Below are 13191 nucleotides of genomic sequence, written 5' to 3'. Positions count from 1 at the left end.
AGCTTGCGGAACTGGCCTGGTTCCAACCCGGTGAACGGGGCAATCCATTCCGACCTCGACGCTGTGATCACCTGCACCACAACAACATGATCAACTATCGACCGGCCAGCCGCGCATCCGGGGTTACGTGACAACCCTTAGGTCCACCCTGGGCACCTCCGACACCGCCGCGTCCAGCTCACCGGCCCGCAACCGGCGCACGATGACCGATAGGCGCTCGTCCGCGATCGCCAGCGTGTGCGCACGCAGCCGCTTCATCCGCCCCACCAACCGGTTCGCCATGCGCAGCGCGACCAAGAACGCTGGTGGATCTACTATCGGGGACCGCCCGCCCGGGTGCGCGGCCGGCCGGGCAGATCGCGAAACTGCACGGCGCCAACGACATCGGCCTGGCCGGCACCGAGGAAAGACGCCGCACCCTCCTGGTCGGTGGCATTGGAGGTCGCCAGCTTCCGATCCTTCGGCAAGTTACGCAGGGACAGTGCGGTTTGTGACCAACCACTGCGGTTGCTTCAAACTCGCAGATCGCCAGCCCCGGCTGCAGTCCTGCTGTCCGGTTTCAGACCTCGGTCCATTTCTCGCCCCAGAGACGATCAAGCCGGATCCTGACTCGTGTCAGCCGTACTTGGCGTGGTGATGGCCGCATTTCGAGTTGCTCGGCTGGTCTGCGTCAGTGTCGACGCACACCAGAGCGGGCCGCTTGTGTGAATGCGGGGTCCGCCTGGTCGGCCGCAGCACATAGGACCCGATAACAGCTGCCACTGCCAGTGCGGGCAGCCATGAGAGGATCAGAAACACTGGGTTCACCGCCCATGCCGCCCAGACGTTGAGCGCCAGAAACACGATCGCACCAACCGCGAAGGCGACGCGCTCCCGCTGCCGCCGTTCCTGGCGGCCTCGCTGTCGAACGAGTACTTGTGGATGACGACCATGCGATGACACCGGTGACATTCCACTGAGCCTTCATGCGAGTACTCCCCGTCCTCCGGAATCGGGGCGAGCGTGGTCACTGCTGACATGGTTCTCGTACCTATCGTGCCACCCCAGGTTCCGTAGTTATTGGTAACTTCGCATAAGTACGCAGGCACGCCGACATCGTCCATGGTCCACCTCGGTCACGGGTCCCTACGGAGATTCTACGATTCGTCGCAATGTCGAGGACGCTTTTGTCGAGCCGAGTGAGCGCGGGCATGGGGAAGTAGCCCTTGGGACGGTCGACCATCTCGACAGGCAGCAGGTCGCGCCCGATGTCCTTGAGGATCGCCTTGCCGCCTTGGCTCGCCTTGTACTCCCTGCACCGACGCGGACCGGGCCGCCATCCTGAACCGATGAGCACCTCCGGTCCGGGCAGCGGTCGTGACGACATGGGACGCGCGATGCTGGCCCAGCACCCATCAAGACCTCTATCGGAGTCAAGGTTTTGCTTGTTGAGGCGGTCGCCGGTGTAGGCCGCGCTGCCGTGATATGCCCACACGGCACCATAGGCATTGATGCCTGTCCGAACCCGTAACCCAGCCGAACGGCATGCCTGCCGAACTGTTCGACGCCACTCATCAACATCATCGAGCTGGGAAGCGGCGACCACGACAGATCCATCGCGACGCAGCGCTTCCAGCACGGACGGCTGTCGACACCGGAGCGTTGTCGTGGGTAGCGACATCATGGTCGACATCGGCGGCCCGGCCGTCGCGTTGGCGGCACTGGAGTCGGCGTTGGCGGACGGGTTGCGGATGTCGCGTCGTTCGCTCGCGGGCACCATCCGGCGGGGTACCACCCACAGACTCGGTGGCCTGGCCGTGGATGCCGCGGCGGCCGCGATCGCCGCAGGGCGCGAACGGCCGGCTCGGGCCGGCCACAGCGCCTGCCGCACCATCGCGGCGACCGCCGCCCGGCTGAGAGGTTTCGGGCTCCAGCAGCGCCACGCCGTAGGCGGTGTGACGGGTTAGCTCTGGCCGTTCTTCTTGCCGTTCGTCTTGTCCGCGCCTTCGTTGCCTTGCTTGCCGTTCCCTTTGTTTGAGTTGCTTGTTGTCGTGGTGGGAGCGGTCTGTGTGGTCGACGATGTGGTGTTGTTGGGTGAGTCGGCGGGTGTCGGGTTGTCGTGCCGATTCGTCGCTGTTGGTGTCCTGGTGCTGGTGGGTAGGGGTGGGGGCACGGCGTCCGCGACCGTGTCCGAGGTGTTCGGTGTCTGCTGACGGTGAGGGATTCCGGTGGGCATGCCGGGGATGGCGGTGGTCGGCGAGGCGGCGAACGCGCATGCTGCCGCCAGAGCCAACGCTGTCAGGCCGGCGGGGACCGCGCGCGGGGCCGGTCGGCCGCGAAGCCGGCCCAGCCGTGTCGTGACCGGGTGTGGCCGGTCAGAGTGGCCGGCGGTGGCTGGCTGTGGCTGGGATATCGGCGGGGTGACCGCGTCGGAACGGCCGTCGGTGATCGCGTCGAGTGTTTCCGCGCAGTGCGCGGCGTCTGGTCGGTTGCCGGGGTTCTGAGCGGTCATCGCGCTCAGCAGCGTGTGCCATGCGGAGGGGAGTGTGTCGGGGATTCGGGGCGGGCGGGCCAGGCGTGCGAGTGCGGTCTCGATGGTGGTGCCGGTGTACTCGGTGTGGCCGGTGAGGCATTCGAGTAGCAGCAGGCCCAGGGCGTAGATGTCGGCGGGTGGACCGGTGTCGACGTCGGTGATCTGTTCGGGGGCGACGTAGGCGGCGGTGCCGACGAACTCGCCGGTGACGGTGAGGTGGGCGGCGCCGAGTGCTCTGGCGAGGCCGAAGTCGGTGAGGTGGCAGGCGCCGGAGGCGTCGACGAGCACGTTGGAGGGTTTGATGTCGCGGTGCACGACGTTGTGGGTGTGGAGGTAGGCCAGCACGTCGGCCAGTTGGGTGCCGATGCGGGCCACGGCGGGCGGTTCGAACGGGCCGCGGTCGAGCAGCTCCCGCAGCGTGGGCCCGTCGACAAGCCGCATGACCAGGAACAGTTCATCGGCGTCGAGGCCGACGTCGTAGACGGTGACCAGTCCTGGATGGGTCAGACCGGCGAGCAGGCGTGCCTCCGCGGCGAACCGGTACCGTCCCCCCGCGTTGCCGCCGGCCTGGTACATCTTCACCGCGACCGGCCGCCCGAGCATGACGTCGACCGCCTCGTGGACCCTGCCGGCGCCACCACGTCCCAACAACGCGCCCAGCCGGTAGCGGCCACCCAGGAGGGTCACGCGCGTGTCGTCCAACCTCACCCACGAACTCCTCTCCGCCGCAGACCCTCTGGAGGCTCGGCAGTGTCCAACGCGGGTTGGGCTGTCAACATCCGCCTGACTAGTGGACCTGATGCGTGGACAAGCGACAAGCGGAACCGCCGTGGTCAGACCACGGCAATGGCCGGGTGGTTCAGTTCGTGCGGTGGGCACCTTCGGGGTGCGGTGTGGTGACGGGCGCGTTCGGGCCATCGCCCGCTGGCACGAAGGTTCCCCTCGCGGGCCCGGTGCTACGCGGCCGACCCCGAAGGGCGGTGACCTCGATGTCGCGGACCGGTACGCCGACGGCGGTGACTCCGCTGATTTCGCGTCCGTCGATCGGCCACTGTAGTCACTTCGGTGCTCGCGGTGATCGCGGCCGATTCGGGTGGTAGCCAAGCAATGCCGATCGCGTCGGCAAGCGAGCCGGCGCCCGGGGAAAGGTAACGGGACCCAGTACGGCCGCGACCCATGAAGGGCCAACACTTCGTTGGTCCACAGTTGACAGAAAAGGAACAAGCCTTGGCCGTCGCGGACGACCCGCAGAACGGCCTGGGGCTGGCAGGGACCTGCCGCCGTTCACTACGGATAGAACACCCCGGGTGATCGCGAGGAGCGAACGCGAGGTATCCCACATCGGCGGCGCGTCCCTGCTCCCCAGCACACCTGCTCGGACAAACCGCGCCGTCCTCGGCCGACGAAGCAGATCCACCAATATCCGTAGTTCCAGATGTGGAGGTGTGCTACATGAAGCGCACTGTCTTCGTAGGCGGGGCGATCGTCCTCGCTTTCGGCGCGTTCCCCGGGATCGCGTCGGCGACGATTCACCCGATCGTCGAGTCCGCCGACTGCGCGAACGCCACCGCCGACGCCAACCACCCGCTCGGCGACGTCGCCGATCCGGTCGGCCAGACACCAGGCGTGGGATCTCACTCTGATCAGAGCAGTCTGCGCGCGCTCACCGTGATCACTGACGACTTCACCGATCTCAGCAATCCGGCACTGTTCGGACACAAGTTGGACGGCACCTGCGGTCGGGTCGGCGCACCCTGATTGAACACAAGCCGTAACCGGCCCGCGCCGGGAATCGAACGGTAAGGAGCCATCGGTCCGCGGAGTGTCGGTACTCGGACGCTCCTCGGACCGCTGTGCCGAGCCTGGCGCGGCCGACGATCCGGACCCGACCTCTGCCTCGCGAGATCTCAGGGAGCCGAGGGCGCCGGCGGGTACACCTCCACTTCGGCGAGGTGTGGGGGAACGCCGGTGGAGGTCAGTTGGACCCGGACGTAGCGGGCATCGTCGGTGAATGTCGCCGTTGTGAGCCGGGGACCGTGCCGGGTGCGGTGAACCGTTGCGCGGTGACGTCACCGCGCTGGAGAAGTGTCGCGAGGTCGTCGTTCCCGAACGGCTGCTCCGAGACCAGGACGTAGAAGTCGCTCAGACGTTGCACGCAGCGGCTGTCTGTCCGGTTCCACACGTTGACCGTGTCGATTTCCTTCACCGCTTCCAGGTCGACCTGCCACCTCGGCTGGTTCATGGCGCTTTCCGGCGACTGGGCGGTGTGACTGACCGAGCCCGCGGAGTACGCGCCGTTCGTGTCCCCGTCGATCGCGCGATCCGCTCCGGCGTCGCCGAGGGTGCTCGACTGTGTCGCCTCGCCCGAGGCGGCGTAGTCCGGTACCTCCACGGCGATCGTGACAGGAACGCTCACAGTCCATCCCCTCGCCGTGACCGAAGCGGTTACGTCGTAGGTTCCGTTCTTCGCGTTGGCGGGAGCCTTGGCGTCGAAGGTGACGTCGGCCTTCGACTGGGCGACGACAGGCGCGACTTGTTGGGTGGCAGGCGATATCTCCCACCCTTCCGGTGCCTTGACAGTCAGTTCGGTCCCGGGGATGTCGGTGACGTCGCGGGCTTGAACGGTGACGGTGACCGGCACCGACGCGCCGGGCAGGACGGTCCCGGCCGGGGCACTCGCCGTGACGACGACCTGGGGGACGATCCGATACGACCCGCCCGGGCACACGGGGAACTTCAGGGTGTCTTTCGACCTCTGGGCGGTGACGTTCCGTCCGTTCGTGTCGTAGACGCGCGCGGGCCGAGTGAACACCTCGTTGCACCGCTGTAGTGGACGATCCGCCCTCGGGAGTCCTTCACCACGGCGCCGTTCAGCCCCGGGTAGCGCAGGTCGAGTTGCCCCCCGCCCGGGAGGTGACGGCGAAGCGGGTGGCGACGTCGCAGCCAGTGGATCGGGTGCCCGCTCCCGAGAACAGTCGGCCTGGTGACCGGATCCTCCTGGCGTGGGACCCAGGATGCCGGATCGAGGCCATGGTCGAGGAACGGGGCGCAGGAGAACACCGTGCTCGACGTGAAGCTCCGTTACTCACCACCCGCGGACCTCCTCTGGGACTGGTCCACCGCCACGGAACTCGATCATCACCGGCTACCCGGCGAACCACCGCTGGCACCGACCGCGTAGGACAGCCTCAGGCATCCTCTTCTGCCACGAGTCGTGCGCGACGTCCCGGCCGAACGCGCTCGCATGCCAGCGGACATCAATGCCGCCAGCGCCGTAATCAGCCGGCATAACTGTTACTACAGCCGCAGTTAACCCGTGATCGTCGACCAAGTCCGGTTAGGAATCCGGCCCGCCCTGACATCAGGGGACGTTCACCTGTCGATCACCGACGCACACGTACCGTGGGTTTGTCCCTGCCTCGTGCTCGCTGGCCACATTGGACATCACCAAGCCGCAGGACGTCACCCGAACTCGTCATCCCTCCAAGGATGGCCCCGCCAAGCATGGCCATGGTGACCGCGCACAGTCCACATAGTCCTCGGAAGGAGGACACGCCTTGGACGACCGAACCTGGTCTAATTAGGTCGGTCGGCAAGCCGACACTCCACATGGCACAGTCATGACCAGTCGAAATGCCACCTCCGGAAGGTGGTGGGGCAGGTGGCGGTGCTGTCGATTCCAGAGCGGCTGGCGTTGGCCACGGAGACCCGTGTGGTGCCACACGGGCCGAGATGGTGGCTTGACGTCAAGCTCGACTCTGTGCACGGTTTCGACTTGTTGGCCATTGGCGCCAGCCGGGCACTTCCGTGTGCAGGCGCACGCGGAGGGTTTTGGGCGCTCACCAACCGGCGAACCGTGACTGCCTTGGCAAGCACCGTGGGCGGCACCACTTGCCGAGCAAGTCGCTGCTTCGAGCGCAGGGCGCGCTGCCCGCCGTCGGCGCGAGTGTGACTTGGTTGAGACGGTTGGGCCGGGTAGGGCCGTTAGCTGGAAAGCCGCTCATCGGCGGGCCGTCAGGTTCTTGCGCGGCGCGTGACTGATGGAGCGCGTTGGTCGTCCGATCAATCACGCGTGGTTCCGCGGCTCGTCTGAGCAGAGCTGGGTCCGCAGGGTTTGGGTGGCCCAGTGCTGCCAGCGTTGGTGTGCCCAGCCGCGCCGGTGCGTGAACAGCACGTACAGCTCTGGGCTGAGCAGCCCGTATAGCAGGTCGGCCGCCTCGTCCACCGTCAGGTCCGCGCGCATACCCGGCAGCCCAGTCAGCGTCTCGGCTGCCGCGCGGTGGACGACATGGCGCTGATCGACGTCGCGTGGCCACAGCGCGGCGACGTCCGGATCGCTGGCGACGGCGGCTTCCACGACGCGGATGACCGGGCCGGTCCGGGCCAGGACCGCGCCAGTGCCCGCGACGTAGGCGGCCAGCATCTCCTGGGCGGTGCCGGCGGCCAGGGCGTCGGTGAACCAGGGGCGGTCCATGGTGGCGACCGGTTCGGTGTCGCCGGCGACGGTGACGTCGACGAGTTCTTTGAGCAGGGTCCGCTTGTTGCTGAACACGAAATAGATCGTCTGCACCGCCACCCCCGCCCGGTCGGCGATGTCCTGGAGGTTCGTCGCGCCGTAGCCGTTCTGGACGAACAACTCCTGTGCGGCTTGCAGGATGCGCTGACGCGTCTGCTTGGCCTTCTCGGCTCGCTTGTTCACTCGCTTGACATCGGTCACGGCTGTAGCGTACCTCTAGAGTCAATTACTAGAAGTGAACTCTAGCGAAGGAGTTTAGCTATGACGATGGTCGCGATCACCCGGTTCACGGCAGATCCCGCTGCCGCGGAGGAAGTGCGGGCCCGGCACGCGGCGCTGGTGTCGGCGATCAGGTCGGCGGCGTCTGGGCTCGCTGAGGCGCGGCTGGGCCGGTTGGACGACCGGACGTGGGTCGGGATCTGGCAGTGGGACTCCGCCGAACACCTGCGTACGGCTCGCCAGGCGGTTGCGGACCGGCCCGAGACGGCGGCGGCGTTCGCTCTGGTCGCCGACGTCACCGGGGAAGAGGTCGAACTCGTCGACGAACGCTGAACGGCGGCCGCGTTCCTTTCCAACCACTCGATATGGAGTACAGCGATGACAACGAGTCCCGAGCCAGCTGTCGAGGCTGTGGGCCTGGTCAAGCACTTTGGGGCGACGCGCGCGGTCGATGGGGTGGACCTCGTGGTGCCCCGAGGCGGTGTGTTCGGCTTCCTCGGGCCGAACGGGGCTGGCAAGACCACGACGATCCGCGTGCTGGCGACCCTGGTGCGACCCGACGACGGCACCGTTCGGGTGCTGGGCCACGACGTCGTCACCGAGGCCGATCGGATACGGGCACGGATCAGCCTGACCGGCCAGTTCGCCTCGATCGACGAGGAACTCACCGGCAGGGAAAACCTCACCATCCTCGGCCGGCTGCTCGGCTTCACGCGATCCGCGGCCAAAGCCCGGGCCGTCGAACTGCTGGACGGCTTCGGCCTGACCGAAGCGGGCGACCGCGTGACCAGGACCTACTCCGGGGGCATGCGCCGCCGCCTCGACATCGCCGCGAGCATCATCATCAGCCCGGACCTGCTGTTCCTCGACGAGCCGACCACCGGCCTCGACCCACGCAGCCGCAACCAGGTGTGGGACATCGTCCGCGCCCTGGCCCAGGAAGGCACCACCATCCTGCTCACCACGCAGTACCTCGACGAAGCAGACCAGCTCACCGACCGGATCGCCGTGATCGACCGAGGCCGGCTCATCGCGGAAGGCACACCCGCCCAGTTGAAGGCGTCCGTGGGCGCCGGCACGGTCGCGCTCCGCGTCCCGGACCCGACTCACCGCTGCGAGGCGGAACGGCTCCTGACCGAGACCCTCGACGCCGCTGTCCACACCGGACCCGACGGCAGCCTGTCGATTCGGGTCGACGACCCCGGACGCGCCGCGCACGCTCTGGCCCGCCTGGCCGAGGCCGGCATCGACGTCACCACCTTCGCTCTCGGCCAACCCAGCCTCGACGAGGTCTTCCTCACCCTCACCGGGCACCGAACCGAAGACCGGGACGACCCCGGGGCCGACCAGGAGAACGCGGCATGACCACGACACCAGCACCGACATCATCCGCGGGTCCCCTACCAAGCCTGCTCGACAGCACTCTGTCGGCCCGGCCGCGGCCACCTCGGGCCGGCCGCCTGTCGGCATCGCTGACCTTCGCCGGGCGCGCCCTGCTGAAGATCAAGCACGTCCCGGAGCAGCTCGCCGACGCCATCATGATCCCGATCCTGTTCACGGTCATGTTCACCTACCTGTTCGGTGGCGCCATGGCCGGCTCGACCCGCGAGTACCTCCAGTTCCTCCTGCCCGGCACCATGGTCTTCGCCGTGCTGCTCATCACCGTCTACGCCGGCGTCAACCTCAAGACCGACATCAGCCGGGGCGTCATCGACCGCTTCCGCTCCATGCCCGTGTGGCGGCCGGCCCTCATCGTGGGTGGCCTGATCAGCGACGCCGGCCGCAACCTGCTGGCCGCGGGTCTGGTCCTCGCCCTGGGACTGGCCATGGGATTCCGGCCGGCCGGCGGCGTCACCGGGGTACTGCTGGCGATCGCGCTCGTCCTCGCGTTCGCCTTCGGCCTGTCCTGGATCTGGGCGACGCTCGGGATCGTGCTACGCACACCGGCCGCCGTGTCGACGATCAGCTTCCTCGTCCAGTTCCCGCTCACCTTCGCCAGCAACGTCTTCGTCGACCCGGCGACGATGCCCGGTTGGCTCCGGGCGTTCGTGGAGTACAACCCGGTCAGCCAACTCGTCGACGCGGTACGGGGCCTGATGCACGGCACCCCCGACACCGGCCAGATCGGCTGGGTACTCATCGCCGCCACATTGCTCGTCGCGGTCTTCGGGCCCGTCACCATGCGGCTCTACCGCAGCCGGACCTGACGATGACGCACTTCGTCGTGACACCCATCGGCACAGTGCGCAACGACCGCACCGACATCGCCATGACCGACCACTGGGGAGCCGTCACCAGCACTATCACCGTGAACGAGCGGTTCGGCGAGGACTGCCTACGCGGCCTGGCCGACTTCTCCCACGTCGACATCATGTTCCTCTTCGACCAGACCACCGAACGGTCCGACTACCGGCCACGCCGGCCCCGAGGTCGCGCGGACCTGCCGGAGGTGGGCGTGTTCGCCGACCGAGGACCCCACCGCCCCAACCGCCTCGGCATCACCACCTGCCGCATCACCTCGGTCAACGGCAGGGAACTCGCCGTGCTCGGACTCGACGCCACAACCGGGACACCGGTCATCGACCTCAAACCCACCATGATCGAATTCCAACCCGCCGGCATCCGGCAACCAGAATGGGCCGACCGGCTCATGACCGACTACTTCCTCCCATGAACACCGACCATGCGCTGGTCTCGCCCCGACCAGCCACGCCGACACGCACACCACTGACCGTCGAGCGGATCGTGGACGCCGCACTCGCCATCGCAGACAGACAAGGCGTCGAGGCGGTCGTCATGCGCCGGATAGCCGCCGAACTCGACTGCGCCACCATGTCGCTCTACCGCCACGTCCGCACCAAGGACGAACTGCACGACCTGATGGTCGACGCGGCGATCGGCACCAGCCCACCCCCGGAACAACCCAGCGGCGACTGGCGCGCGGACCTCACCGCGCTCGCCCACGCCCACCGCACGGCCGCACGACGCCACCCCTGGCTACCCCAACTGGCCGCGACCCGCCCCACCCTCAGCCCCCACGCCATGGCCACAACCGCGTTCGCCCACGCTGTTTTGGACCGGCTCGACCTACCCACACCCCTCACGGTCAACGCGATCAACACCCTGCTGTCGTTCGTGCACGGCTTCGTGCAAACCGAGGAACACCGGCGTCGCCGCCGAGGCATGCCCGACCGACGCGGCGAACCGTCCGTGCCACCCGCCGTGTCAACCTCCCCGCAGCAGCCCATCAACCACCCTCATACCAGCCGGATCGTCAACGAGAGCGAGCCCCACCCCAACACCGACACCGAATTCACCTGGCAACTCGACCGTGTCCTCGACGGACTAGCCGCCGTCCTCCCCGCCTCAAAGCCGAACCCCGGCGGTTGACCTGCCCAGGCATCCCGAGTAGTGACGTCGTCCTCAAGGTGACCGGTGGCTGTGTCCCCGAACCGGGCCGTCCCATTGCCGCGACCGGGTAAAGCGGGTGCATTGCGGAGGCGGGCAGGTTCCTCAATGCTGTTCGGTCGTGGTGGACATCCGTCTTGAGGACCTCACCGAGCCAGAACAGCGTTTGCTGGAAGGATCCCGCCCCGGTTCTCGCGTTGCGGTTGGCCGGAGCCAAGGTGAACGGTGCGCTCGATCTGGCGTACGCGGATATCCCGCATCCGATGGATTTTCAGCAGTGCGTGTTCGACTCCGAGATCCGGCTGGCCGAGGCGTCTGCCCGCAGTGTCCGGTTCCGCGGGTGCGTCGTACCGCGGTTGGACGCGAGCGGGAGCGATGTACTGCCACGACATGCAGGTCCAGGGCGAGGTCCGGTTACGCGGTGCGCATGTCAGCGGATATCTGGAAGCCGACGGTGCACGCCTGGGCCATGAGGGACACACTGCCCTCTATGCCGCGGGTTTGCGGGTCGACAACGGGATGTTCTGCCGTCGGGGCCATACCGAGGAGCGCAACGCCTTCACCGTCAATGGCGGGGTGTGCCTGGACGGCGCGCGGATCACAGGCGGACTCGTGCTCGCCGGAGCACGCTTGTCTCATCCTGGCGGTGTCAGTCTTGCCAGTTTGGCGAGTCATCTCACCAAGCGCCGACGGTGGTACGGACCTGGTCGTGTGCCGACGACTGGGGTCAGCGTGACTGCTGCCGGTAGGTGTGCGGGCTCACGCCGAACCAACGCCGCACCGCACGGTGGAAGGCGCTGTAGTCGCTGAAGCCGAGCAGGAACGCCACGTCACTGAGCGCATGGCTGGGCTCGGCCAGGTATCGAGCGGCTGACCGGCGGCGGATGTCGTCGAGCAACGCCTGGAACGAGGTGCCTTCGTCCTTCAAGCGGCGGTACAGGGTTTGGCGGCTCATTCCGAGGACGCGAGCGGTCCGATCGACGCTGGCGGGTCCGTGCGGGAGCTGGAGCAGGATGCTCTCCTGGACCCGTCGACGGTACGGCCCGGCGGCGTCGGCCCGCTCCAGCAGCGCATTGGCGTGCTCGGTCAAGACACGGCCGACGTAGGGCTGCGCTTGTGGCGAGGGCAGGTCCAGTACCGTCGACGGAAACGTCACGCTGTCGGCCGCCTGGCCGAAGCGCACGGCATCGCCGAAGACGACCCGGTATTCGGCGACGTACGCCGGCGGTGGGTGGCGGAACCGCGCGATCACCGGGTCGAATACGTCGTCGGCCAGCTGCCGGAGCGTCATGACCGTCTCAGCCAACGCCATCTCGGCGCCCTGGACGGTCGCCAGGTCGGGGTCGGTCCTGCCGTAGATCAGTTCCGCGGTGGGATCCCGTCGCCGCAGCGCGAGGCTGATCCCTGTCCCGAGCAGGTTGGCGTACCGGACAACCTGGTGGATGCCGTCGCCGACGGTGGGGCTGTGTGCGGCCAGGTGCCCGACGATCCCGACGTCGCCGCCGTCTCCCCGGCACTGCGCGGCCAGGTGCAGCGCGATCGCGGGGTCGCCGGTGAGCTTCGGTGACTCCCGCTCCAACCGGGCCAGGTGGCGGAGCGGTAGCTGCTCGTCCGGGTCGGCCAGCCGGTCGAGGCCGAACCCGAGCGTGCGCTCGATCGCCGCCGGGTCGGCGCCGGCGCCGGACAGCGATGCGACCGTGTTGCTGATCAGCGCCGCGCAGATCGTCGCAGGGTGTGCCACCGTCGCCGTCCAGTTCTGGTACTAGATGCCAGAATGCTGTAACCGGAGCACATGCTACTGACCCCGGCCGGCTCCTAGTTTCGGAACATGAGACCGAGAAGGCCCCTCACCCGCCTCGTCCTTGGCCTGCTGATCATGGTGCCCGGCGGCATAGTCACTGAACAGGTATTCACTCGGGTCCACTACCCGGGTGCCGGGTTCGGTGGTGTGCCGCTCAGCTTCGACCTCCAGCGCAAGTACGACGCCCTGGATACGCTGGAGCGCGACGGGACCCTCGACCAGTTCGTCCTCGTCCAGGCCCTTGACGTCACCATCATCGTCGGCACGCTGCTGGTGTTCACCGCGTTGACGCTGCTCGCCGCCGGCCGTCAGAACGCCGGAGCCTGGGTACGCCGGCTGGGCAGGCTCACCACTGTCGCCTTTGTCCTGGCGCCCACGATGGACGCGTTGGAGAACGTCTCCATGCTCGCGCTGATCGCCTTCCGTGACCGGCATCCGGACTGGCTCAACTTCCTGCAATCGTCCTGCACGCTCGGGAAGACGGTGTTCTTCATCGCGGGCTGGTGTGGCCTCGCCGTCCTCCTTGCCACCTGGGCGATCGATGCGGTAAGCGGCGGTAGGACCTCAAAGCGCTACGCCACAAATCGATCGTGAAGGCTGGGTTGACCGATGTCTGCGAGCAGACTTTGGCCTCGACAGGGCCGGGCGGCTCCCGGATGCCGGCTGGACGAGTCGCTGTTACGGCGCTTGGGCTCGTAGGTCATCACCATGATGGGGCTTCCGCTCAGTCAGCGG

The 13191-nt window shown here is 67.5% G+C and carries 13 protein-coding genes and 1 pseudogene; 8 read left to right on the top strand and 6 right to left on the bottom strand.

All coding sequences use genetic code 11. The features are described from left to right. Nucleotides 1–77 (bottom strand): annotated as a pseudogene (locus tag VF106_RS09995) (IS5/IS1182 family transposase); the annotation flags it as partial. A 46-nt stretch (nt 78–123) separates the two neighbouring features. Continuing rightward, entirely contained in the window at nt 124–258 is a 135-nt protein-coding gene (locus VF106_RS09990) for a hypothetical protein (protein ID WP_330839338.1), read from the bottom strand. A 1388-nt stretch (nt 259–1646) separates the two neighbouring features. On the opposite strand from VF106_RS09990, the gene VF106_RS09985 reads away from it, so the two are divergent. Next, nucleotides 1647–1946, top strand: coding sequence for a hypothetical protein (locus VF106_RS09985; RefSeq protein WP_330839337.1), 300 nt, complete (start codon nt 1647–1649; stop codon nt 1944–1946). On the opposite strand, the gene VF106_RS09980 is transcribed toward VF106_RS09985, so the two are convergent. Further along, nucleotides 1943–3220: a serine/threonine-protein kinase gene (locus VF106_RS09980; RefSeq protein ID WP_330839336.1), complete on the bottom strand. Its 1278-nt coding sequence runs from the start codon at nt 3218–3220 to the stop codon at nt 1943–1945. The genes VF106_RS09985 and VF106_RS09980 overlap by 4 nt on opposite strands. 744 nt (nt 3221–3964) lie before the next feature. Here VF106_RS09980 and VF106_RS09975 point away from each other — a divergent pair. Continuing rightward, nucleotides 3965–4270, top strand: a complete 306-nt coding sequence (locus tag VF106_RS09975) for a hypothetical protein (RefSeq protein ID WP_330839335.1) — start codon at nt 3965–3967, stop codon at nt 4268–4270. Between the two features lie 217 nt (nt 4271–4487). Here VF106_RS09975 and VF106_RS09970 read toward each other — a convergent pair whose 3' ends face one another. Together VF106_RS09970 and VF106_RS09965 are read right to left on the bottom strand one after the other, a co-directional pair. Further along, a complete protein-coding gene (locus tag VF106_RS09970) occupies nt 4488–5324 on the bottom strand; it encodes a galactose-binding domain-containing protein (protein ID WP_330839334.1) in 837 nt (278 codons plus the stop codon). 1254 nt (nt 5325–6578) lie between these two features. After that, nucleotides 6579–7229, bottom strand: a complete 651-nt coding sequence (locus VF106_RS09965) for a TetR/AcrR family transcriptional regulator (protein ID WP_330839333.1) — start codon at nt 7227–7229, stop codon at nt 6579–6581. Nucleotides 7230–7289: 60 nt separating this feature from the next. On the opposite strand from VF106_RS09965, the gene VF106_RS09960 reads away from it, so the two are divergent. Genes VF106_RS09960 through VF106_RS09940 form a run of 5 tightly spaced genes read left to right on the top strand, consistent with a single transcriptional unit; the run spans nt 7290 to nt 10637 of the window. Beyond that, on the top strand, nt 7290–7580 hold the full coding sequence (locus VF106_RS09960; RefSeq protein ID WP_330839332.1) for an antibiotic biosynthesis monooxygenase: 291 nt from the start codon (nt 7290–7292) through the stop codon (nt 7578–7580). A 45-nt stretch (nt 7581–7625) separates the two neighbouring features. Next, nucleotides 7626–8612: an efflux ABC transporter ATPase subunit, DrrA-related gene (locus VF106_RS09955; protein ID WP_330839331.1), complete on the top strand. Its 987-nt coding sequence runs from the start codon at nt 7626–7628 to the stop codon at nt 8610–8612. Next, on the top strand, nt 8609–9454 hold the full coding sequence (locus tag VF106_RS09950) for an ABC transporter permease (protein ID WP_330839330.1): 846 nt from the start codon (nt 8609–8611) through the stop codon (nt 9452–9454). The genes VF106_RS09955 and VF106_RS09950 overlap by 4 nt, the downstream gene beginning before the upstream one ends. Before the next feature lie 2 nt (nt 9455–9456). Beyond that, the gene (locus VF106_RS09945) at nt 9457–9921 is read left to right on the top strand and encodes an SAM-dependent methyltransferase (protein WP_330839329.1); all 465 of its coding nucleotides are present in this window, start codon (nt 9457–9459) and stop codon (nt 9919–9921) included. Beyond that, nucleotides 9918–10637 (top strand): TetR/AcrR family transcriptional regulator, encoded by a 720-nt coding sequence (locus tag VF106_RS09940; RefSeq protein WP_330839328.1) that lies wholly within the window; start codon nt 9918–9920, stop codon nt 10635–10637. The genes VF106_RS09945 and VF106_RS09940 overlap by 4 nt, the downstream gene beginning before the upstream one ends. A gap of 745 nt (nt 10638–11382) precedes the next feature. On the opposite strand, the gene VF106_RS09935 is transcribed toward VF106_RS09940, so the two are convergent. Beyond that, nucleotides 11383–12396: an AraC family transcriptional regulator gene (locus VF106_RS09935; protein ID WP_330839327.1), complete on the bottom strand. Its 1014-nt coding sequence runs from the start codon at nt 12394–12396 to the stop codon at nt 11383–11385. 135 nt (nt 12397–12531) lie between these two features. Between VF106_RS09935 and VF106_RS09930 the strand changes: the two genes are divergently transcribed. Beyond that, entirely contained in the window at nt 12532–13050 is a 519-nt protein-coding gene (locus VF106_RS09930) for a hypothetical protein (protein ID WP_330839326.1), read from the top strand. The last annotated feature ends 141 nt before the right edge of the window (nt 13051–13191 follow it).

Origin of the sequence: Actinophytocola sp., assembly GCF_036378875.1 — a bacterium.
In the GTDB taxonomy this organism is placed as follows: domain Bacteria; phylum Actinomycetota; class Actinomycetes; order Mycobacteriales; family Pseudonocardiaceae; genus Actinophytocola.
The sequence above is the reverse complement of the archived record's forward strand: the minus strand, read 5'-3'. Positions and strand labels throughout refer to the sequence as shown.